This is a genomic window from Streptomyces sp. NPDC029014, from assembly GCF_055564695.1.
Map to the genome: position 1 here is coordinate 44,480 of NZ_JBVHVT010000047.1, position 22,299 is coordinate 66,778.

Here is a 22,299-nt window from a genome sequence, read left to right on the forward strand (position 1 = left end):
GTGACGACTCCATGCCGCTGATCGGCCCCATCCTCGACGACCGCACCTTCGAACAGCTCCGCGACGAGCTGGTCAAACGGATCCCCGTCTACGCCCCCGAGTGGACCGACCACAACGCCGGCGACCCCGGCATCGCCCTCCTCGAACTCTTCGCCCACCTCGGCGAGTCCCTGCTCTTCCGCTTCAACCAGATCCCCGACGCCACCAAGGTCGCCTTCCTCCGGCTGCTCGGCGTACGCCCCCGCCCCGCGCTCACCGCCCGCACCCTCCTCACCCTGCGCACCGAGCGCCCCGAAGGGGTCCAGGTGCTGCGCGGCACCGAGGCCCGGGCCGGCGCCGTCCCCTTCGAAACCGACGACGAGACCGTCGCCTGGCCCCTGGACACCCTCGCCGCCGGCAAGACCCCCGTCGCCCCCGCCCCGCCCGGCAGCGGGGAGGGCCGCCGCCGGGACAACGCCGTCGAGGCCCTCCCGCAGGCCGAGCGCGACCGCGTCGCCGCCGGCGCGCCCGTCACCTTCTACACCACCACCCAGGTCCCCGCCGATCCCCTCGACCCGGACCGGCCGCCCCTCGACGTCAGCACCACCCTCGACCAGAGCCTGTGGATCGCCCTCCTCGCCCGCCCCACCACCGACCCCGCCCGGATGCGCGGCCAGACCCTCTTCCTCGGCGTCGTCCCCGACGAGGAGATCCGCCGCCCCTACGACCTGGTGGCCCGCGACCCCCGCGACCCCACCCGGCTGCGCGCCGGAGACCTGCTCAGCGCCCCGCCCGGCTTCCTGTGGGAGCTGTGGAACGGGCCCGGGGCCCGCACCCCCTTCACCCCCCTCGCCGTGCTCGGCGACACCACCCGCGGCCTCACCACCGCCGGCGTGGTCGGCATCGCCCTGCCCGCCGCCTTCCCCGCCCACCCGCAGGGCCCGCCCGCCGGCACCGGCGGCCTCGACAGTCCGCCGCCGCTGGACGACGGGCCGACCGCCGCCCGCGTCCTCGGCTGGCTGCGCGTGCGCCGCCCCGCCGGGGAGAACGACGCCATCCACCGCATCCGCTGGGTCGGCGTCAACGCCGTCGGCGCCGTCCAGGCCCGCACCGCCGCACCCGAACTCCTCGGCACCGGCACCGCCGAACCGGGGCAGGTCCACCGGCTCACCCAGCGCCCCGTCCTGCCCGGCACCGTCCGCCTGGAGGTCGAGGAACCCGACGGCTGGCAACCCTGGACCGAGGTTGAGGACTTCGCCGCCAGCGGCCCCCTCGACCGGCACTACACCCTCGACCCCGACGCCGGCCTCGTCCGCTTCGGCACCCGAGGCCGGCTGCCCCGGATCGGCGAACGCATCCGGGTCCTCGGCTACCGGTACGGCGGCGGCGCCGCCGGCAACATCCCGGCCGGCGCCGTCACCGCCCTCACCGGGGTCCCCGGCGTCCGGGCCGGCAACCCGCTCCCGGCCACCGGCGGCGCCGACCCCGCCTCCCTCGCCGACGCCCTAGAAGCCCTGCCCGCCGAGGTGCACCGCCGCGACCGCGCCGTCACCGCCGACGACCACCGCGCCCTCGCCCTCCAGGTCCCCGGCGTGCGCCGCGCCGAGACCCTGCCCCTGCTCCACCCCGACACCCCCGGCCGGCCCGCCGCCGGCGTCGTCAGCGTGCTCGTCTTCCCCACCGAGGACCTCCGCGACCCCGGCGCCCCGCTGCCCGACCTCGCGCTGCTGCGGCAGGTCGCCGCGTACCTCAACCCCAGGCGCCTCGTCACCGCCGAGCTGTACGTCATCCCGCCCACCTACGTGGACATCGCCATCTCCGTCGGCATCCGGACCCGGGAGGGCTACCAGCCCGACGCCGTGCGCCGCTGGACCGAGCTGATCCTGCGCCAGTACCTCGCCCCGCTGCCGCCGTACGGGCCCGACGGCGCGGGCTGGCCGCTCGGCCGGGCCGTGCGGCGCGCCGAGCTGGAGGCCGTCGCCGTCCAGGTGGAGGGGCTGGAGTACCTCGAGGGCGAACTCGCCCTGGCCCGGCGCGGCCCGGCCGGCTGGACCCCGCTGCCGCTCGTGCCGCTGAACCAGTGGGAGGTGCCGCGGCTCGCCGAGATCACCGTGGTCACCGGCAGCCCGCTGCCCGTCGGCGCCGGCTACGGCAGCCCGCCGGTGCCGCCCGGAGACCCCGTCGTCGTACCGCTCCCCCCGGAGGTGTGCTGATGCACGGCGACCGCACCACCGCCCTGATCGCCGACCCGGACCAATGGGTCCGCTGCCGCCACGAGTCCACCGCTCTGCTCGACGGCGGCGGCGTCCAACTCGCCTGGGAACCGGAGCCCGGAGCCGGAACGGGAGCCGAGGCGGGGGCGGGGGCCGAGACCGGAGCCGCCGCGACCGGGGCCACGGCGGACGGGACCGCATCCGGCTCCGGGCCCGGTCCGGGCGCCCCCGGGTACGGTCCTGCCGGGCTCGCCTTCGACCGTTGGGGGCGCGCCTACCGCTCCCACCCGCGCGCCGGACGCGTCGACGTCCTCCCGCGCGGCGCCACCGCCGCCCCTGCGACCAGCCCCGCCCCCCACCGGCCCGGCACCCTGTGCGTCCCCCGCGGCCTCGCCGTCGACGCCGGCCAGCGGCTCCACATCGCCGAATCCGGCGCCGCCGCCGTCCACGTCGTCGACCTGTGGGGCGAACGGCTCCTGCGCCGCGTCCCCGTCCGCACCCCCGCCCACCCGCACCGCCGCCCCCTCGACGTCACCGCCCACTGCGGCGCCGTCGCCGTCCTCGTTACCCGACCCGCCGGGATCGTCCTCCTCCAGGGCCGCCGCGGCCCCCTGCGCGGCCCCGCCCTGCACCGCCCGCCCGGCGCCGACGGCCTGCACCCCACCCGGATCGCCGACCACTCCGGCCACCTGTACGTCCTGTGGACCGGCCCCGCGGGCCCGGCCGGCGGCGGCCCCGCCGTCATCGCCCGCGCCGACGGCACCCGTCCCCTCGCCGTCGACGGCGCCACCGACCTCGACCTCACCCCCGACGGCACCCTCGTCGTCGCCCGCACCCCCGGCCGGCCCTTCCGCCGCTTCCGCGCCGACGGCACCACCGCCTGGGCCGAACTCGAACCGCTGCGCGCCCCCGACTACGACGGCGGCGCCCTGACCGTCGACCCCGACGGCCGCACCGCGTTCACCACCGTCGCCGGCATCGCCCGTACCGCCGGACCCGCCGCCCGTTACACCCCCACCGGCACCGTTATCTGCTACCGCCTCGACGCCGGCGAGTACCGCACCCGCTGGGGCCGCCTCTTCCTCGACGCCTGCATCCCACCCGGCACCGACGTCCGCGTCAGCTTCCTCACCGACGACGAGGACACCGTCCCCGACCCCCTGCCCTGGCAGCCCCCCGTCCGCGGACCGCGCGCCGTCCACCGCCCCGACCTCACCCCGCCGCTGCCGTCCCGCGCCGGACACGCCGCCCGCCTCCCCGCCCCCGCACCCCTGTTCCGGCGGCCCACCGGCCGCGAACTGCCCTGGACGCAGATCGACCCCGACGACGCCTACGAGACGTACGAGGCCCCCGTCCAGGCCCCGCCCGGCCGCTACCTGTGGATCGTGCTCCGGCTCACCGGCACCCTCCGCCTCACCCCCCGCGTCCGCGCCCTGCGCGTCGAACGGCCCGGACACCGGCTCTCCGCGACCCTGCCCCGGGCCTGGAGCCGGGACGAGGCCGACGCCGCCTTCCTGCACCGCTTCCTCGCCCCCGCCGAGGGACTCCTGCACGAGACGGATTCCCGCGCCGCCCTGCGCACCCTGCTCCTCGACCCCCGGACCACCCCGCAGGAAGCCCTCGGCTGGCTGGCCGGACTGCTCGGCCTCGCCCTGGACCGGCGCTGGCCCGTCGCCGCCCGACGCGAACTGATCGCCCAGGCGTACGATCTCTTCCGCATCCGCGGCACCGCCGCCTGCCTGGAACGCATCCTGCGCCTCTACCTGCCCGTCCCCGTCAGCGTCGTGGAGCACTGGCGGCTCCGCGGACTCGCCGGCACCGTCCTCGGCACCGCCCCCGGCGGCCCGCCCGCCCCCGCCGTCGGGGGCGCGGCCGCCGCCTCCGGGGCGCTGGGCCGGTTCACCGTCGGCGGCACCCGGCCCGGCGAGGACGGCTACACCGCCACCGCGCACCGCTTCAGCGTCCTCATTCCCGCGGCGCCGACCCCCGCCCAACTGGAGGTCGTACGCGGCATCGTGGAAACCCACAAGCCGGCCCACACCCGCGTCGACATCTGCCCCCTCGGCACCGGCATGCGCCTGGGCCGCACCCTGCACCTCGGCCTCACCTCGGTCGTCGGCCCCGGCGCGGCCTGGGCCCCGGCGGTAGCCGGCCACCTCACCCTGGGAGCGAACGCCGTCGTCGGCGTCCCGGCCCAGGGCTCCCGCATCGGCGAAACCACCATCCCGGGGGCGGTGCGCGTCGGATGAGCCCGAACCTGTCGGCCGGCCCCGACCGCCGCCCCACCGCAGGTCGGGCACGACGGCCCGACCACCGCACGGCCGGCCCTGCCGGCCCGAACCCCCCGGCCGCCCCCGACCGCTGCCGGGCACGACGGCCCGACCACCGCACGCCCGGCCCGGCTGCCGCGGACGCCCGCGGTGGGCCCGCCGCATTCCGCACGGGCGGGTTCCGCGCCCCGCACGATCCGGCCGAGCCGGGGGAGCGGGCGGCCCGTACGCCACTGCCCGGCGTGCGCGTCCCGGGCGACGCGCGTGACGCGGCTGTGGCGGGCCGGGGGCCGGTGGCGCGCGGTGCGCGCAGCGTTCCCGGGCTCTGCGGCCGGCCGCTCACCTCATCCGGGACGCCGGGGGCCCCCGCCCCGCACGTCCCGGCCTGCCCGCACGCGCCCGCCCCGTCCGGGACTTCGCGGGCGGCGGCCACCCCCGACCGGTCGCGTGCACCGCGACTGCCGGCCCGGCCGCACGGCACGGGCCGCTGGGGCGAAGCCGGCGCGGACGCACCCGCTGGGCAGCGGGATGTGCCCGGGACGGGCCCGGTGAACGCCGTGAACGGGCACTCCGCGCCGGGCGCGCCGTCACGGCCCGCCCGCCCGCGGTCCGCGGACGCACCGGGCATGGCGGGTGCGGCCGACCGCGCACCGCGCAGGTGCCGGCCGAGCGGGGATCCGGGTCCGGCGGGTTCGCGGCGTGCGGGCCGGACGGGTAGCGAGGTTCCGCCGGGGGTGCCCGGTGTGGAGGCGTCGCGGCGTATGCGCCGGACGGGCGCGGTGGTTCGGCCGGGTGGGGGAGCTGCGGGCGACGGGGTGGGGTGGGTGCGGTGAGCGAAGGGCGGCTGGAAGGTGCGGCGGGGCCGGCGCTGGTCGTCGGGCGGCTGTCCGCCACGCTGCGGTACGAACCCGGAGAGGCGCCGCCCGCACCGGACCGGCTGCGCGGTCCGCTGCGGCACGCCGTCGACGGCCACCTCGCGGCGGCCCTGCGCGCCCTCGCGCTGCCGCCCGGGCGGTGGTGCCTGGCCCGGCTCGACCTGACCCTGCCCCTCGACCTGGACCGCCCCGACCCGGCGCTCGCCCGCGACTGGTCCCGGGCCGTCGCCGCCGCGATCGAGCGGACCGTGCGGGAGGACCGCGGCGCCGCCGTGCACTACCGCAGCGACGCCGACCTGCTCGCCGACGCCGTCACCGGCATCGCCGCCCGGCGCCTCGAACGGCTCTGGGCCTGGCGCCAGACCGGCCTCGTCCACCCCGACGACCCTGCACCGGGGGCGGCTCCGGGCGAAGCAGTGCTCGCCGTGCTGGAGCGCCACCCGCGACAGGCCGCCGCGACCGTGCTCCGCGCCGCCGAACGCTGCGGGGTGGCTCCCCTGGACCGGGCCCTGGGGCAGCGCGGCTGGCAGCGGCTGGCCGCATTCGCGACCGACAACGTCCCCTTCCCGGCCGGCGGCACGGCCCCCGACCCCGCCACCCGTGCGCTGGCCAGGACCCTGTGGGGCGGATCCCGGTTCGCCGCCCTCGTACGGGCAGCCCGGCTGCGCCCGGCCGAACCGACCGCAGCCGCCTGGGCCGTGCTCGTCCTCGCCGAGACCGATCCCTCCGCACTGCACCGGCCGGGGGCGCGCCCGGGACTGCACCGCCTGCTCGCCGACGCGTTGGGCGCGCCCGACGGCATGCCGACCCGGTTCGGCGCCGAACCCCGGCCGTCGGCGTCGGGGCCCGAGTCGGAGCGGGAGGCTCCCACCCGACCGTCGCCCGCCGAGCCGACGGGTCGCGAGGTGCTGCCCCCGGCCCCGTACGGGGAGGCGGTGGACGGCGCGCGGCCCGACGCCCCCGACGTGGTCGGGCCCGGCCTCCGCGCCCCGGCGCCGGACACCTCCGCCGCGCGGGCACCCGTACGCGTTCCCGGGCCGGCGGACCTCCCGGCGGCGCAGACGCGCCCTGAACCCGCCCCCGGGCCGCCAGCGGAGCCGTCGCCGCCGGCCGAGGGCCTGCTGACCGACTGGGCCGGGCTGCCGTTCCTGCTGGCCACGGCGGCCGAGGCCGGTCTCCCGGACCGGGTCCTGGAGGATCCCGCCCTCGCCGCACGGCCGTTGCCCTGGGTGCTGTACGCGGTCGCGCGCGCCCTCGTACCCGCCGCGCCCGTGGACGACCCGGCCGCCCTCGCCCTCGCCGGCCTCGACCGGGCCCGGGCCGCCCGCGTCCTGGCCGCCGACCCGCCGACACCCGCCGAGCGGGCCCGGATCGACGCCCTCGCCACCGCCTGGGCCCGCTCCACCGCCACCCGCCTGACCGCAACGGCAGAGCCGTCCACGCCCGTTGCGGCTGCCGGCCCCGCCACCCCCGCCGCGACGGCCCCACCGCCCGTGCCGCTGGCGGGGACCGACCCCGCAGCCCCGGCCCTGCCGGCAGCGCCGGTTTCGGATGCGGGGTCCGGTTCCGAAGGTCCGGTGTTCGGCGGGGGTACGGGTTCCGGCATCGCCGAACCGGCCCCGGCCCCGGCCGCCACGGCACCCACGCCGGACGCAGTGCCGGCGGCGGTGGAGACCGGCATCGGGGCCCGGGCACCGTCGGCACTGCCGGATTCGGGCGTTCCGACTGCCACGTGCCACCCGGATGCGGTTCCGCTGCACGACGCGGGCACCCCGTCGGCTTCGGCGCTCGGCTTGCCGGCGTCCCCGCCGGTGTCGGGCGCGGCCGAGCCGTCCGCGTCGCCCGCGGCGTCGGGCGCGGCCGGGGGCGCGTGGGCCTCCGTTCCCGCGGTCGGCCCGGGCGGTGCGGGCAGGGCGCTCGGGCCGGGCGTTGCAGGCGGCCAGGGGGAGCCCGTGGTGGTCGGCGCGCCCTCCGACGTGGCCGCTGCGGACGCGCTCCGCGTGGTCGGCTTCGTGGCGCGGCGGCGGGGGCGGGTGGTGGCCGAGGCCGGGTGGATCGAGGTGGTGCTGGCCGTCGGGGACGCGGATCCGCGGGTGCGGCGGGCCGGGCTGGACCTCGATCCGGGCTGGGTCGGCTGGCTCGGAGCCGTCGTGAGGTACCGCTATGTCTGACCGCACCAGCCGTGACCTGTCGGTCCGGGCCGCCGCCGTCGCCGTGCGCGTCGCCGAGCTGCTGGAGGCCACGTGCAGCGAGGAGGCCGGTGCCGAGCCCGCCGCCTTCCTGCGCGACTGGGCCGCGGCGGCCGAGCGCCGCGCCCCCGGCCCGGCCGCCCCCGGCCAGGGCTCCGGATCCGCCCCCGGTCGGACGCCGTTCGAGCGGCTCGTGCGCTGGTACGGGCTCGGTGCCCTGGAGGCCGAGCTCGTGCTGTTCGCGGGGCTCCCCGAGGAGCACGAGGGCCTCGCCCGTACCTTCCGCACCATGCACCCGGCCGGCGCCCCGCACCCCAGCGTCGGCCTCGCCGGGCTCCTCATCGACTGCGCCGCCCGCACCGCCACCGGCGCCACCGGCGCCACCGGCGCCACCGGCGCCATCGGCGCCGCCGCCCCCGACCGTGTCGCCCTGCGGCGGCTGCTCCACGAGGGACCCGCCGTGCGCGCCGGGCTGCTCGCGCTGACCGGTGACGGCCCCTTCCACGAGCGTTCCCTGACCCTCGCCGACCAGCTGTGGGAGGCCCTGCACGGCCACCCCGCCCGGCCCGCCGCGCTGGAGCCGGCCGACGCCGGCGCGCCCGTGCCCGGGTTGGACGGCTGGCTCGCGCTGCCCGAGAGCGTCCGGGCGGTCGCCGCGCTACGCTCCCGCGCGCCCCGTACCCTCCTCGTCAGCGCCCGCGACGAGACCGTCGCCCTCAGCCGCTGTGCCGCCCTCGCCGACGCCGCCGGGCTCGGCGTGTTCGCCGCCCGCGCCCGCCCCGAGGACCCGGCGGCCCTGGGCCTGCTCGGGTTGCACGCCGCCGTCCGGGGAGCCGTGCCGCTGCTGGTGGTCGCCGCTCCGCCGGCCGGAGCGGGCCCGGTCACCCCCGCCGTGGACCGCATCCCGGGGCCGCTGCTGGTGTGCGCCCCGCCCGGCGCCGTACGCCCCGGCCCGCAGCGGCCCGTACTCACCGTGCCCGCCGGCCCGGTCGGGGTCGCGGACCGGCGCCGAGCCTGGCGGGCGGCGCTGCCCGAAGCCGCCGCCCGGGCACCGGAGCTGGCGGCCCGTCATCCCCTGGACCCGGCTCTCACCGCCCAGGTCGCCCTCGACATCCGCAGCCGCGCCGCCCTCGCCCGGCCCGACGGGGACAGCGGGGACGGCGGCCGGCCGGACGTGTCCGGAGCCATCCGGGCCCGGGCCGGGGCCCTGCTGCCCCCGGGCGTCGACCTGGTCGGCCCGCGGGCCCCCTGGTCCCGGCTCGTGCTGTCCGCGGAGGCCGACGGCCAACTGCGGGACGCGGTCGCCCGGCTGCGCCACCAGGCGCTGGTCCTCGACGACTGGCGGCTGCGGGAGGCCGCCCGGGCCTCGCGCGGCGTACGGCTCCTGCTGACCGGCCCGCCCGGCACCGGCAAGTCGCTGGCCGCCGAGGTGCTGGCCACCGAGGCCGGCCGGGACCTGCTGGTCGTCGACGGCTCCGAGCTGGTGTCCAAGTACATCGGCGAGACGGAGAAGAACCTGGCCGCCTGCTTCGAGGCGGCCGAGCGCACCCAGGCGGTGTTCCTGCTGGACGAGGCCGACGCCCTGTTCGGGACCCGCACCGAGATCTCCGAGGCCAACGACCGGTTCGCGAACATGGAGACCGCGTACCTGCTCCAGCGGCTCGACCGGTTCGACGGCCTGGCCGTCCTGACGACCAACCTGCGGCAGAACATCGACGCGGCCTTCATCCGCCGCATGGACTTCGTCGTGGAGTTCCCGCTGCCCGACGGGGCGGGCCGGCACCGCATGTGGGACCTGCACCTGCCGGCCGCCCTCCGGCACGCCGACGTCGACCTCGCCGCCCTCGCGCAGTGCTACCCGGTGCCGGGCGGCTGGATCCGCAACGCCGCGATCGGGGCGGCGTTCCGGGCGGCCGACGAGGCCGGGCAGGTCCGGCAGGCCCACCTGGCCGACGCGATGCGGCGCGAGTACGGCAAGGCGGGCCGGCCCTTCCCCGGGGACCCGGTCACCCCGGGCGGCCCCGGCGCGGACCGCCGGGCCGCGCAGGCACTGGCCGCGGCAGACGCGGCGAGCGACAGGCTCACCCGGAAGGAGAACCCATGACGGCCCTCGGCACCGGCGGCGCCCCGTGCGGCTGCGGCTGCAGCGGAGGCGGCGCGTCCGCCCCGGACCTGCCCACCGGACCCTCGCCCGGAAACGCCCCCTGCGGAACCGGCCCCTGCGGAACCGCCCCTTGCGGCGGGGAGGAGCTGCCCGCCAACCCCTTCCTGGCCCTGCGGGTGGCCTTCGGCATGCTCCTCGGCGAGGACGACTTCCGCGTCCTCATGGGCAATCCGCGCGGCAAGCTCATGCTCCATCACGCCTGGCTGCACGGCCCGGGCGTGATCTGGGGCCTGGGGGTCGCCCGGGACGGCGACGAACTGGCCGTCCTGCCCGGGCTGGCCGTCGACGGCCTGGGCCGCGAACTCAACCTGGAGGCGCGCTGGTGCCTCTCCCTCGGCCGGTGGGCGGCGGACTGGGCCGAGCAGAACCCGGACGGGCCCTCCACCCGACCCGCCGAGGACGAAGAGCCCTGCCCGCCGTGCCGTCGCACCGCCGAGGCCTGGGTCGTCGCCGAGTTCGCCTCCTGCCCCGACCGTCCGGTGCCGGCCCTGGCCGATCCCTGCGACGTGACGCGCCGTCACGACGACTTCTCCCGGACCGTCGAGACGGCCGCGGTCACCGTCCGCGCCCTCCCTCCCGAGCCCTGGCGCCCGTACCACCGCGTACGGGTCCTGCTCGGCCTGGAGGAGGCCGGCGAGGGTGACGCCGCCGGCCGGGAGGCGCTCCGCGAGGCGGCCGAGGTCGCCCGGGTCCCCGCGCACCAGCGGGCCCCGGCGCTGCTCGCCGCCTTCCGCCGGCTCGCCGCCGCGGACGCCACCGAGCTGGCACCGCAGTGCGAGGAGGGCGACGCCTGCCCGCCCCGGGCTCCCGTGACCGAGGAGCGGGCGGCGGTCGTCCTGGCCCGCCTCACCGTCGAGTTCACCCAGTACGACGGCTGCGTGCGCGTCGAGGAGGTGCGCGTCGACCCGTCCGTGCGCACCGCCGTCCTGCCCACCACCACCCTCCAGGAGCTGACCTGCGGCCTCGCCCCCGGGCTGGTCGGCGCCCTCCCCGAGGCGGACGCCGGCGGCCCCCGCCTGCTCCGCGACTCCGTCTCCTGGAGCCGGGAGCACACCGTGCTCACCTTCGACGTCACCGCACCCCTCGCCCCCGGCTGCGCCGAACCGGGAGGCGTCGAGATCACCTCCCTCTCCGACGGCGGCCGCGGCTGGGCCACCGACGAGGTCGCCGGGATCCGGATCTCCGCGGACGGCCTGCGCGTACGGGTCGACCTCGACCAGCGGCCCGCGTACGAGACCGTCCGCATCCGCATCCGCGGCACCGGCCCCACACCGCTGTACGGCGACGCCCCCCGCGCCCCTTTCGCCGGCCCGGCCGGCGGCCCGCCGGGCACCCTCGACGAGGGCCACGACGCCGTCGTCACCGTGCGCCTGCCGCGCGGGGCTGCCCCCGAAAGGACCGAGGAATGACGATCACCGAAGGGACCGCCGACGGCGGCATCGACCGGCTCAACGCCTTCGACGGCCTGTTCCTGCGGGCCGAACACCTCAACCTCATCCAGGACTACGCCCGGGGACTCGCCCTCGCCGTCGGCGCCGCCGCCGGCCCCGGCGTCGTCGAGGGATACGAGGTCACCGTCCAGGACGGCACGCTGCGGGTCGGCGCCGGCCTCGCCGTCAACGCAGAGGGGCGGCCGCTGCGTTCCGAGCGGCTGGTGACGATCCCGCTCACCGGTCTCACGCCCGGGCTGGACGGGTTCTGGTGGGTCGAGGTCGCCCCCGCCACCCGGGACCACGGCGACGCCCCCGTCCAGGGCAGCTACTGCGACGACCCGTGCTCCGGGACGGGCACGACCCGCCACCCGTACACCGCCGAGGGGGTGCGGATCCGGCTGGTGGAGGACCGCGAGCGCGGCCTCGACGGACAACTTCCCGCCTCCCGGCGCAACTTCCTCGCTTCACGCGTCTTCGGGGCCGAGCGCACGGCGCACTCCGCCTGGCCGTACGGCAGCGCCGCCGCCACCCTGCCGGGCACCTGGGGGCCGCCGGCCGTCGCCCCCGGCCGGCCGACGGCCGTCCGCCTCGCGGTGCTGCTGCGCGTCCCCGGCACCGCCGACGGCTTCGAGGCCGACGTGTGGACCGCCCGCCGGGACCGCGGTGCGGCCCCACCGTACCGGTACTGGCAGTCGCGGCTCGGAATGCGCCCCTGGGACGTCTACACCGCCCAGATCCTGCAGTTCCAGAGCCAGTTGGCACAGGTTCTGGGGACCCGGGCGGCGGCCCGGGCGGCTGCCCGGGAGACGCCGGGGACGGAGCCCGCGGCCGCCGGGCCCGAGTTGGGGCCGCTGCTGGAGCAGCTCGCCGTCCTCGGCGACCAGCAGTTCCTCAGGACCCACACCAAGGACCAGCTCGGCCGCGAGGTGGCCCGGATCGTCGCGGACCTCGGCGCGCACGGCGGCCCCACCGCGGCCGCGGTGGGCGCGGTACCCGCGGCGGCGGCCGAAGGCCCGTACTCGCTGGAGCAGTTGGGCATCGCCGAACTGCCGCCGGCCGGATACCTTCCGGTCCGCGCCGACGACGACCCCGAGGACGGCGACGGCGACGGCGACGGGGACGGGGACGGGGACGGGGACGGAGGTGGGGACGTCGGGAACGGTGGCGGCGCGGACCGCAGCGTGCCGGGCCGGATCGAGACCCTGCTCGGGCCGCAGGCGTACCTGCGGTACTGCCGGTGCGGCGCTGCGGACATCGCCGAGGCCGTCGAGGAAGCCCGCAACCGCGACCGGATCAGGCTCGACACACCCTCCTACCTCGACATCCTCGTCCCCGTGGACGACGAGGGGGAGCCGGCCGGCGACTGGGTCGCGTTCGTCCGCAGCCGCCGCCGCATCTGTTACAGCCCGGGCAGCTACGGTCCCGGCCGCGGCACGGCCGGCCCCGCGCGGGCGCGGGGCGGAGGCCAAGGGTGAACTGTAGCACTCGGTGACTGATCCGTGACGGTCTGCGCATAGCATGGGCGGTCGGACTTCTCTGCGGGAGGACCGCCCATGAACCAACAGTTCCTCGAGTCTCCGTCCCGTACTCCCGGGGCGGGTGAGGCGCCGATGCTCCATCTCCTCGGCGGCCCGCGCGTGGTCCACCAGGGGAGATGGCTGGACGTCCCGGAAGGGGGGAAGCGACTGCTGGCGTTCGTCGCGCTCAACGGGGGCCGGGTCGAGCGCAGGCACGCGGCGGGCACGCTGTGGCCGTCCGGGGACGACCTGCGGGCGGCGGGAAACCTGCGGTCCGCACTGTGGCGGCTCAAGGCCGCCGGCATCGACCTGCTCGACTCCGACAAGTGTTCGCTCTCCGTCCGCGAGCACACGGTGGTCGACCTGTACGTGCTGTACGGATGGGCCGGCCGGCTCATCAACGGCACCGCCACCGCCCAGGACCTCTCCGCGCTGAAATGGCGCACGGACGCCCTCGACCTGCTGCCGGGCTGGTACGACGACTGGGTGCTGCTCGAACGCGAACGGGTGCGCCAGCGGCTGCTGCACGCCCTGGAGGCGCTCAGCCGCGAACTCGGCCGCGTCGGACGGCACGCCGAGGCGGTGGAGTCCGCGCTGGTCGCGGTCAGCGCCGAACCACTGCGCGAGAGCGGTCAGCGGGCCCTCATACAGGCGCACTTGGCGGAGGGCAACCTGGTGGAGGCCATGCGGGCGTACGACTCCTACCGCGCCCTCGTCCGGCGCGAACTCGGCGTGGAACCGGGGCGCGAACTCTCGGCACTCATACGCGACTTCTGCCGCACCGCCACCCGCTCCCGCGAGGTCCTCGCCGCCCGGGTGCGGCACGCCTGATCCCGGGCCAAGCTGGGGGCATGAGCGACGACCCACTGGGCGGGCACAGCTCCGAGCTGCGGCTCGCCCTCGCGATGCGGGGCGGGGTCAGCCTCGCCGTGTGGATGGGCGGGGCGTGTTGCGAGACGGCGGCCCTGAGGGCGGCGGCTCCGGCGGCGACGCCGGAGCCGGAGGCCGCCCCGGAGCCGGGCACCCCGGAAGGCGGTACCCCGGGCCCGGGTCACAGCCAGGGCCAGGGCCAGGGCCAGGGCCAGGGCCAGGGCCAGGGCCAGGGCCAGGGCCAGGGCCAGTTCCAGGGCCAGGGCGCGGGCGGGGGACCGGACCCGGGCCAAGTGCCGGTCCGGGGCCCCGGGGAGGGCGTCTACCGCGGCCTGCTCCAGGCCTGCGGCTACGACCACGTCGACATCGACGTCCTCGTCGGTACCAGCGCCGGCGGCCTCAACGGCGTCCTGATGGCCTGCCACCTCGTCTACGGAATGCCCTTCGGCGCGGGCGTCCGCGACCTGTGGCTGCGCCTCGGCGACCTCGAAGGGCTGCTCCGCCGCTCGCTCCCGTTCCGCCTGCCGGCCTCGCTCCTGCGCGGCGACGAGGTCTTCTACCGGGAACTGCGGGCCTCCCTCGGCGCCCTCGTCGACCAGGCCCCACCGAACTGGAAGGCCCCCGCCTCGCTCCGGCTGATCCTCACCGCGACCCGGCTGCGGCCCCGCCGCGACTGGGTGCGCCCCACCCTCGGCCGGCCGCTCCTGGTCGGCCGGTCCAACGCCTACTTCCGCTTCCGGCACCGCTACGCCCTGACGGACTTCCCCGACGACGCCACCGGCGCGGCCCGCGAGACCGCCCTGAACCGGCTGGCGTACGCCGCCCGCACCACCTCCTCCTTCCCCGGCGCCTTCGAACCGGGCCGGATGTACGTGGGCAACGGCGCCCAGCCGTTCACCGACCCGCTGCCCGTGGACATGCGGGGCGTCAGCAGCGAGTCCGGCTACCCGGACGAGAACCTGGGCGGCTGCATCGAACTCATGGACGGCGGGCTGCTCGACAACATCCCCGTCGCCTGGGCCGTCCGGGCCGTCGCCGCCGCCCCCACGGACCGCCCGGCCGAGCGGTGGCTGCTGTTCCTCCAGCCCGTTCCGCCGTTCCCGCCGCCGCCCGAGCGCGGCACCAGCCGCCGCGTTCCGCGGCTCGTGCGCACCGCCGCGGCCTCCCTGGCGGTGAAGGTCGGCAGCGAGTCCCTCCGTGACGACGCCCTGGAGATGCAGGCCGCCGCGGCCGCGGCCCAGCAGCGGCAGAGCGCCGCCGGGGTCCTGCCGCCGGCCCTGGAGGAGCTCCAGGCCGCGGCCCTGGCCCGGCTCCCCGGGTACCGTGCCAAGGTGGGCCTGGCCGAGGCGGCCCGCCTGATCCGGCTGCTGGAGGACCCCGCCGAGGTCACCGGCCCGGACGGGCTGCCACTGCCGGCCGGCCCCGGCCCGCTGGAGCCGCTGGACGCGACCGGCCCGGGTTCGGTCACCCTCTTCGGGCGGCTGCGCGCGCGGGAGACCGCGGCCGGGCTGGTGCTGCCCGAGGGGTCCGGCGCGCTCCCCGAACCGGGCCACTCCCCCCTGGCCCTGGCCCGTACGGTGCGGCTGCTCATGGACTGGGTCCGGGCCTGGGAGACCGGCGGATCCCCGGTCGACCCCGCCCTGGCCGAGGACCTGCGGCGGCGGCTCTACGCGTTCCGGTTCGCCGTCGCCACGCTGATCGCCGCGCGGGACCGCCTGCTGCTCGCCACCTACCGCGACGAGCTCGCCCTGGGTCTGGTCCCCGCCGACGCGGCCGCCCCGTACCAGGCCGCCACCCTCGGGCTCGGCGCCCTGATGCCGGTCCTCCCGCCGCCCGGGGCCGACCCGGGCCAATGGAACACCTGGGCGGTCAACCTGGCCCAGGCCGTGACCGGCGGCCCCCCGCCCCCGCCCCCGGCCCCGGTGGCGCGCGCAGCCGCCCCCGCACCGCTCGCGGACGTCTACAGCGGCCTGTGGGAGCGGCTCGCCGAGCTGGCCGGTGCGATCGGCGCGGCCCTGCCGGCCGGCACCGACGGCTACGAGGCCCTGGAGGAGGCCGTCGGCACCGGGTTCCCGACCATGGCCGACGCCCTGGCCTTCGCCGAGGTGCTGCTCGGGCCGCTGCGTCCGGGCCCGCTGTCCGAGGGCACGGACCTCTCCTTCCACACCGTCTCCGCGGCCAACACCAGCTGGGCGACCGCCACCGTCCTGCACGGGGTGGACCAGAACTCGCCGAAGGACCTGGTCAAGGCCAAGCTCAGCGGCAACCAGCTCAGCAACTTCGCCGCCTTCCTCAGCGCCCGCTGGCGGATGAGCGACTGGACCTGGGGCCGCCTCGACGGCGCCGCCTCACTCGTCTCCGTGGTCGCCACCGACGAGCGCCTGGAGGCGGCCTTCGGCGGCATCGGGGACCCCGCGGCCCTCGGGGAGAGCGTCGCCGAGGCGACCGGACTCGGATCGGCGTTCATGGAGGCCTGGGCGGCCGACGTCGTGACCGCCCCCGACCTGCCGCCCTGGGACCGCGTACGGGGCGTCCTCACCCAGCTGCGCCAGCGCGAGGTCCTCGACGAGGAACTCCCCCTCATCGCCGACCTGCACCGCACCGGCCCGCACGGCGGCAACCGCCCGCCGCCCGCCCCGCCCGCCCCGCCGCCCCTGGCACCCGGCGCCTTCGACGGAGCCCTCGGTGCATTCCGCGAGATCGGCGCCGAGGGCGTCGGACGACTGCTGCGGGCCCGCGACCCGCGCCGGGCCGCCCTGCGCGCCGGACTCATCGCCTGGCCGGCCCTCCAGCCCAGCGGAAGGGGCGGCGCCCGCCTGGTGCGGGGCGTGCTCAAGGCGCTGAACCCGCTCCTCCACCTGCCGCTGGTGTGCGCGGTCCTGGCGCCCTGGCACGCCCTGGCCGCCGCCGTGCTGATGTGGACCGGCATCGCCTTCAGCACCGGCCGCTGGTCCTCCCTCCTCGGGCACGTTCCCGTCTGCCTGTACGCCATGGCCGCGCTGGCGGGCACCGCGGGACGGCTGGTCCGCCCGGCCTGGCCGCGCCGCGTCACCGCCCTCGTCCTCGCGGCCGGCCCGCCGCTCGCCCTGTGGCTGCTGCGCGGGGACCATCCCCAGGACGTGGGCGCCGGCTGGCGCACGGTGATCGTCGGCGCCGCGTTCGCCCTCGCCGCCGGGGCCCTGCTGGAGGTCGGCGCCGACCGGTGGGAACAGCTGCTCCCCGCGGCCGCCGCGGCGGGCGTGCTGGCCGGGCTGATCCAGTTCGGCCGGGGGCCGCTCGGCGGCTGGTGGGGCCTGGTGATCCTGTACGCCGTCCTGTGCTGGGTGACGCTCGTCCTGCCGTGGCTCTACCCGCGGCCGCGCCCGCGGGGCGAGGAGGCAGGGCCCTCCCCCTGACGCTCGGATAGGGTGAATCGGTAGGAATCGGACCCCCCGGGGTGAGGTCGGTGAGGTGGACGCTTACCAGTCGACGAGCGAGGTCCCGGAGCAGCCGGCCGCGGCTGTCGGGTACGCGGGTGTGCTCCGGGAACTGCTGCCGATCGCCCTGTGGCGGGAGGACGCCGACGGCCGCGTCGTCGAATGGTCGCTGGCCGCCCAGGACCTGCTCGGCCACCGCCCCGAGGACATCCTCGGCCGGCCCGGCACCGACGTGCTCGTCCCCGAGGCCAACCACGAGCTCGCCGACGAGCTGACCCACCGGGTCCAGGCCGGCGAGACCGTCGTCGGCACCCTGCCCGTCCGCCACCGCGACGGCCACCGCGTCACCATGGAGATGTGGATCGTCCCCGCCGCCGACGCGCAGGGACGCACCGGGGCCATGCTGATCGCCGTGGAGACGTCCGCGGTGCTGCGGATGCGCGACTCCCTCGCCGCCCTCCAGAGCCTGTTCACCCAGTCGCCCATCGGTCTCGCCACCCTCGGCCCCGACCTGCGGTTCGTACGGGTCAACGACGCACTCGCCCGGATGAACGGCGTCAGCCCCGCCGGCCACCTCGGCAAACGGCTCACCGAGGTCGTACCCGGCGTCAACGCCGACGCCCTCGAAGCGACCATGCGGCAGGTCCTCGAACGCGGCAGCGCCGTCGTCGACGTCCGCCGCACCGGCCGCACCCCCGCCGACCCCGACCACGACCACACCTGGTCCTGCTCGTACGCCCCGCTCCTCGACGGCTCCGGCCGCCCGCTCGGCGTGATCGCCTCCCTCATCGACATCACCGACAGCCAGCGCGCCCAGATCGAGGCCGAGCGGGCCCGGCGCCGCTTCGCCGTGCTCGCCGAGGCAGGCACCCGCATCGGCACCACCCTCGACCTGCGACAGACCGCCGAGGAGATCGCCCAGGTCCTGGTGCCGCAGCTGGCCGACTCCGCCGACGTACAGCTGCTGGAGGCCGTCCTCGCCCCCGACGACGCCGCCGGCTCGCACCGCGGCGTCCTGCGCCGCCTCGCGGCCGTCTTCCCCGATCCGGGCGCACCCACCGCGAAGCTGCTGCCCGGCCAGACCTTCAAGATCCCCGCCGGAACGGTGTACGAGCAGGTCATCGCCGCCGGCCGGCCCATGAACCTGTACCGGTCCGACATCCCCACCCTCATCCCGGACCCGCGCGCCGAGCCCCTGCGCGCCTACCTCGCCACCCTCGGCTCGGCCCGGCTCATCCCCCTGGTCGCCCGCGGCAGCGTGCTCGGCGCCGTCACCGTGACCCGGCTGGCCAGCCGCGAGCCCTTCGACGAGCAGGACTGCATCCTGATCGACGAGGTCGTCGCCCGGGCCGCCCTCAACATCGACAACGCCCGGATGTACACCAACCAGCGCCGCGCCGCCCTCACCCTGCAGCGCAGCCTCAGCAACAGCGCGCTTCCCCGGGTCACCGGCCTGGAGCTGACCGGCCGCTACCTGCCTGCCAGCGACCACGACGTCGGCGGCGACTGGTACGACGTCATCCAGCTGTCCGGCGGCCGTACGGGCCTGGTCATCGGGGACGTCATGGGGCACGGCATCCACGCCGCGGCCGTCATGGGCCAGCTCCGCACCGCCGTGCGGACCCTGGCCCGGCACGGCGTGCCCCCGGCCCAGCTGCTGCGCTCCCTCGACGCCGTGGTCGCCGACCTCGGCGAGGACGAGATGGCCACCTGCGTGTACGCCGTCCACGACCCGGCATCGGGCGGCTGCACCATCGCCCGCGCCGGCCACCCCCCGCCGGCCGTGGCCGCCCCGGGCGGGCAGGTCACCTTCCTCGACGGCCCGCCCGGCACCCCCCTGGGCACCGGCGGCCGCGAGTTCCGCACCGAGGAGGTGGCCCTGCCGCCCGGCAGCCTCCTGGTGCTCTACACCGACGGGCTCATCGAGGCCCGCGACCGCGACCTCGACCAGGGGATGGCCCAGCTCGGCTGGGTCCTGCGCGACCCGGACGTCCCCCTGGACCGGCTGTGCGACGCGATCCTGACCCGCCTGCTGCCGACCGCCCCGCAGGACGACGTGGCCCTGCTGCTGGCCCGCACCGCCGCCGTCCGGCACCTGGAGCCCGGCCGGCCCGGGTAGCGCCCGCCGCCGGCGTACGGGTCACCAGGCCAGGTCCTCCAGGGCGTCGAGGTCGGGGGCGGGGACGGCGGGCCCGTCCCCGTTCGTGAGCGACAGCTCGGCCCAGATCACCTTGCCCCGCTCGGTGTAACGGGTGCCCCAGCGGTTCGCGTACTGGGCCACCAGGAACAGTCCCCGACCCCCCTCGTCGGTGGTGGCCGCGTACCGCAGGTGCGGGGAGGTGCTGCTGGCGTCGGACACCTCGCAGATCAGCTGGCGGTCCCGCAGGATCCGTACCCGGATGGGCGCGTTCCCGTACCGGATGGCGTTGGTGACGAGCTCGCTGAGGATCAGCTCGGCCGCGAACGCGATCTCCTCCAGCCCCCACGCGGCCAGCTGCCGGGCGCTCGCCCCCCGCACCCGGGAGACGGCCGCCGGGTCCGCGGGCACCTCCCACTCGGCGATCCGGTCGGCCTCCAGCCGCCGGGTGTCGGCGATCAGCAGGGCGATGTCGTCGCTCGGCGCCGGGAACAGCAGTGCGTCCAGCACGTCCGCGCAGGCCTGGTCGGGGCTGCGGCCGCGCCGGGAGAGGGTGTCGGCCAGCAGCACCTGGCCCGCGTCGAAGTCCCGGTCGCGGTCCTCCAGCAGGCCGTCGGTGAACAGGACCAGCCGGCTCGCCTCCGGCAGGCGCAGCTCCACCGCCTCGAACGGCATGCCGCCCACCCCGAGCGGCAGGCCGACCGGCAGCTCCGGGAACTCCACCCGGCCGTCCGGCCACACCAGCGCGGGCCCCGGATGCCCCGCGCTCGCCATCGTGCAGCTGCCGGACACCGGGTCGTAGACCGCGTACAGGCAGGTCGCGCCGGTCACCGCGGCCGCCTCGCCCGCCGGGTCGTCGGCGTCCGGGCCGGCGGCGGCCGCGGACTCGTTCTGGTCGATCCGGTCGATCAGCTCGTCCAGGTGGCCCAGCAGCTCGTCCGGCTGCATGTCCAGGGTGGAGAAGTTGTGCACGGCGGTCCGCAGTCGCCCCATGGTGGCCGCCGCGTGCACGCCGTGGCCCACCACGTCGCCGACGATCAGCGCCACCCGGGTGCCCGCGAGCGGGATCACGTCGAACCAGTCACCGCCCACCCCCGCCTTCGCCGGCAGGTACCGGAAGGCCGCGTGCACGGCGCTCTGGTCGGGCAGCACCCGCGGCAGCAGGCTGCGCTGCAGGGTGACCGCCGTCGCGTGCTCCCGCGTGTAGCGGCGGGCGTTGTCGATGGAGACCGCCGCCCGGGCGCCCAACTCCTCCGCGAACGACAGGTCCTCCTCGTCGAACGCGTCGGGCGTGGCGGCCGCCCGCCAGAAGTTCGCCATGCCCAGCACCACGCCGCGGGCCTGCAACGGCACCGAGATCAGCGAGTGCAACCCGTACTCCAGGGCCTCGCGGGTGCCCTCCTCGTCCTGCGCCCGCCAGCCCATCGCCGCGTTCAGGTCCGCCGCGAGCACCGCCCGCCCGGCGTCCAGGGCCGCGGACATCGGGGCCGTCGGCACGTCGAACCGGATGAGGTCGCCCACCGGCTGCAGCGGCTGGTCCGTGCGGACCCCGTCCATCGCCGCCCGCCGCATCTCCGAGTGCATGCCGGCGGTGAGCTCGGGATCGTCCCCGTGCAGCACCGGCTCCAGCAGCTCCACCGTCACGAAGTCCGCGAACCGGGGCACCGCGACCTCCGTCAGCTCCTCCGCCGTGCGCACCACGTCCAGCGTCGTCCCGATCCGCACCCCCGCCTCGTACAGCATCTGGAGCCGCTCCCGGGCCACCTCGGCGCGGCCGGAGAGCGCGGCGAGCTCCGTGGAGTCGCGCAGCGTCATGACGCTGCCGGTGGGCCGCCCCCGGTACGGCTTGGTGGGGCGCACGTTGATGGCGAGGAGCCGGTCGCCCGCCAGGTGCACCTCGTCGGTGGCGACCCGCCCGGACAGCAGCAGCGAGGTGGTGCGGGCGTCCAGGCCGAGATCGGTGACGTAGCGGCCCTCGGCCCGCGGCGGCAGGTCCAGCAGCCGCCGCGCCTCGTCGTTGGCCAGCAGCAGGCGGTGGTCGGCGCTGATGATGAGGACGCCCTCGCGGACGGCGTGCAGCACCGCCTCGTGGTGCTCGTTCATCCGGGCCATCTCGGTCGCGCCCAGGCCCCGGGTCTGGCGCCGCAACCGCCCGCTGACCAGCGCCGCGCCGGCCGTGCCCAGCAGCAGAGCGGCCCCCGCCGCCCCCAGCAGCAGCGGCAGCTGCCCCTCCACCACGTCCGAGACCTTCTCCACCTCTATCCCGGTGGCCACCAGGCCCACGACCATCCCGTGCGCGTCCCGCACGGGCACCACCGCACGGACGGCGTCGCTGGGCTCCCCGCGGAACAGCTCGGTGAACGACTCCCCGGAGACCGCGCGGGAGAGGTCGCCGCCGGCGCGCGAGCCGATCAGCTCCGGCCGCGAGTCGGTGTAGCGGATCCCGTTGGTGCTCATCACGGCGATGAAGTCGACGCGCGCGCCCCGGCGGGCGCCCTCCGTCAGCGACTGCAGGGCGCGCGTCGGATCGGACGAGTCGAGGGCCGCCGGCAGGCCGGGTGCGTGGGCGAAGGCCTCGGCGGCCGCGAGGGAGCGGTTCCGGGCGTCGCGCTCGCCGTCGTAGCGGGCCTGGAACACCAGCGCCAGCGCGGCGGCGGTGATCAGCAGCAGCACCAGCGAAGCCTGGAGCGCGAAGACCTGACCGGCGACGCTGCGGGCACCCCGGGAGATGCGCGCGAGCAGTCCCGGGTCGAGCTCGGTCGACAGCCGGGGCGGCGGTGGCTCCCCGGGCGGCCGACCAAAACGTCCGGTCATGAGCCATTTCTAACACTGTCCCGGCCTTTCGCGCGTGGCCGCGAACCCGGCGCCGCCCGCCGTACGGGCGCCCCCGCCGCCCCCGCCGACACCCCCTGCGCAAGCCCGCACGGCCGCCGGACCCCACCGCCCGACCGGCGGCCCACCGGCGGCGGGCGGCCCGGGCGCCGCCCGCCCCGCCACCGGAACGCCGGCCGCCCGCCCCCGCCGGCGACCGCCGCACTCGTACATATGGAGCACCGCGGCCTGCGACGCCCCCCGCGTCGGGCCACCCGGCCGCCGACACTCCGCTGCGGCCGGTACCCCCCCCGCACACATGCCGGAGCAGGGGGGGGGGGGGGGGGGGGGGGGGGGGGGGGGGGGGGGGGGGGGGTGGGGGGGGGGGGGGGGGGGAAAAGGAATGGAGGGGAGGGCTAAGTGAG

The 22,299-nt window shown here is 77.6% G+C and carries 10 protein-coding genes; 9 read left to right on the plus strand and 1 reads right to left on the minus strand.

Going from position 1 to position 22,299, the window contains the following annotated elements; genetic code table 11:
- Positions 1 to 11: 11 nt before the first annotated feature.
- The 9 genes from ACZ4VL_RS24835 to ACZ4VL_RS24875 all read left to right on the plus strand — a co-directional run bounded on the left by ACZ4VL_RS24835 (position 12) and on the right by ACZ4VL_RS24875 (position 19,045).
- Entirely contained in the window at positions 12 to 2,192 is a 2,181-nt protein-coding gene (locus ACZ4VL_RS24835; RefSeq protein ID WP_468203938.1) for a putative baseplate assembly protein, read from the plus strand.
- The gene (locus tag ACZ4VL_RS24840) at positions 2,192 to 4,441 is read left to right on the plus strand and encodes a phage tail protein (RefSeq protein ID WP_468203940.1); all 2,250 of its coding nucleotides are present in this window, start codon (positions 2,192 to 2,194) and stop codon (positions 4,439 to 4,441) included. The genes ACZ4VL_RS24835 and ACZ4VL_RS24840 overlap by 1 nt, the downstream gene beginning before the upstream one ends.
- Before the next feature lie 850 nt (positions 4,442 to 5,291).
- Positions 5,292 to 7,508 (plus strand): hypothetical protein, encoded by a 2,217-nt coding sequence (locus tag ACZ4VL_RS24845; protein ID WP_468203942.1) that lies wholly within the window; start codon positions 5,292 to 5,294, stop codon positions 7,506 to 7,508.
- A complete protein-coding gene (locus ACZ4VL_RS24850) occupies positions 7,501 to 9,630 on the plus strand; it encodes an ATP-binding protein (protein WP_468203945.1) in 2,130 nt (709 codons plus the stop codon). Before ACZ4VL_RS24845 ends, ACZ4VL_RS24850 begins: the two co-directional genes overlap by 8 nt.
- Complete coding sequence (locus tag ACZ4VL_RS24855; RefSeq protein WP_468203947.1) at positions 9,627 to 11,099, plus strand: hypothetical protein; 1,473 nt, start codon at positions 9,627 to 9,629, stop codon at positions 11,097 to 11,099. Before ACZ4VL_RS24850 ends, ACZ4VL_RS24855 begins: the two co-directional genes overlap by 4 nt.
- Complete coding sequence (locus tag ACZ4VL_RS24860) at positions 11,096 to 12,598, plus strand: hypothetical protein (protein ID WP_468203949.1); 1,503 nt, start codon at positions 11,096 to 11,098, stop codon at positions 12,596 to 12,598. Before ACZ4VL_RS24855 ends, ACZ4VL_RS24860 begins: the two co-directional genes overlap by 4 nt.
- 78 nt (positions 12,599 to 12,676) lie before the next feature.
- Complete coding sequence (locus tag ACZ4VL_RS24865) at positions 12,677 to 13,471, plus strand: AfsR/SARP family transcriptional regulator (RefSeq protein WP_468203951.1); 795 nt, start codon at positions 12,677 to 12,679, stop codon at positions 13,469 to 13,471.
- Positions 13,472 to 13,491: 20 nt separating this feature from the next.
- Complete coding sequence (locus ACZ4VL_RS24870; RefSeq protein ID WP_468203956.1) at positions 13,492 to 16,905, plus strand: DUF3376 domain-containing protein; 3,414 nt, start codon at positions 13,492 to 13,494, stop codon at positions 16,903 to 16,905.
- Positions 16,906 to 16,960: 55 nt separating this feature from the next.
- Complete coding sequence (locus ACZ4VL_RS24875) at positions 16,961 to 19,045, plus strand: SpoIIE family protein phosphatase (protein ID WP_468203958.1); 2,085 nt, start codon at positions 16,961 to 16,963, stop codon at positions 19,043 to 19,045.
- Positions 19,046 to 19,066: 21 nt separating this feature from the next.
- Here ACZ4VL_RS24875 and ACZ4VL_RS24880 read toward each other — a convergent pair whose 3' ends face one another.
- The gene (locus ACZ4VL_RS24880; protein WP_468203960.1) at positions 19,067 to 21,877 is read right to left on the minus strand and encodes a SpoIIE family protein phosphatase; all 2,811 of its coding nucleotides are present in this window, start codon (positions 21,875 to 21,877) and stop codon (positions 19,067 to 19,069) included.
- Positions 21,878 to 22,299: the final 422 nt, after the last annotated feature.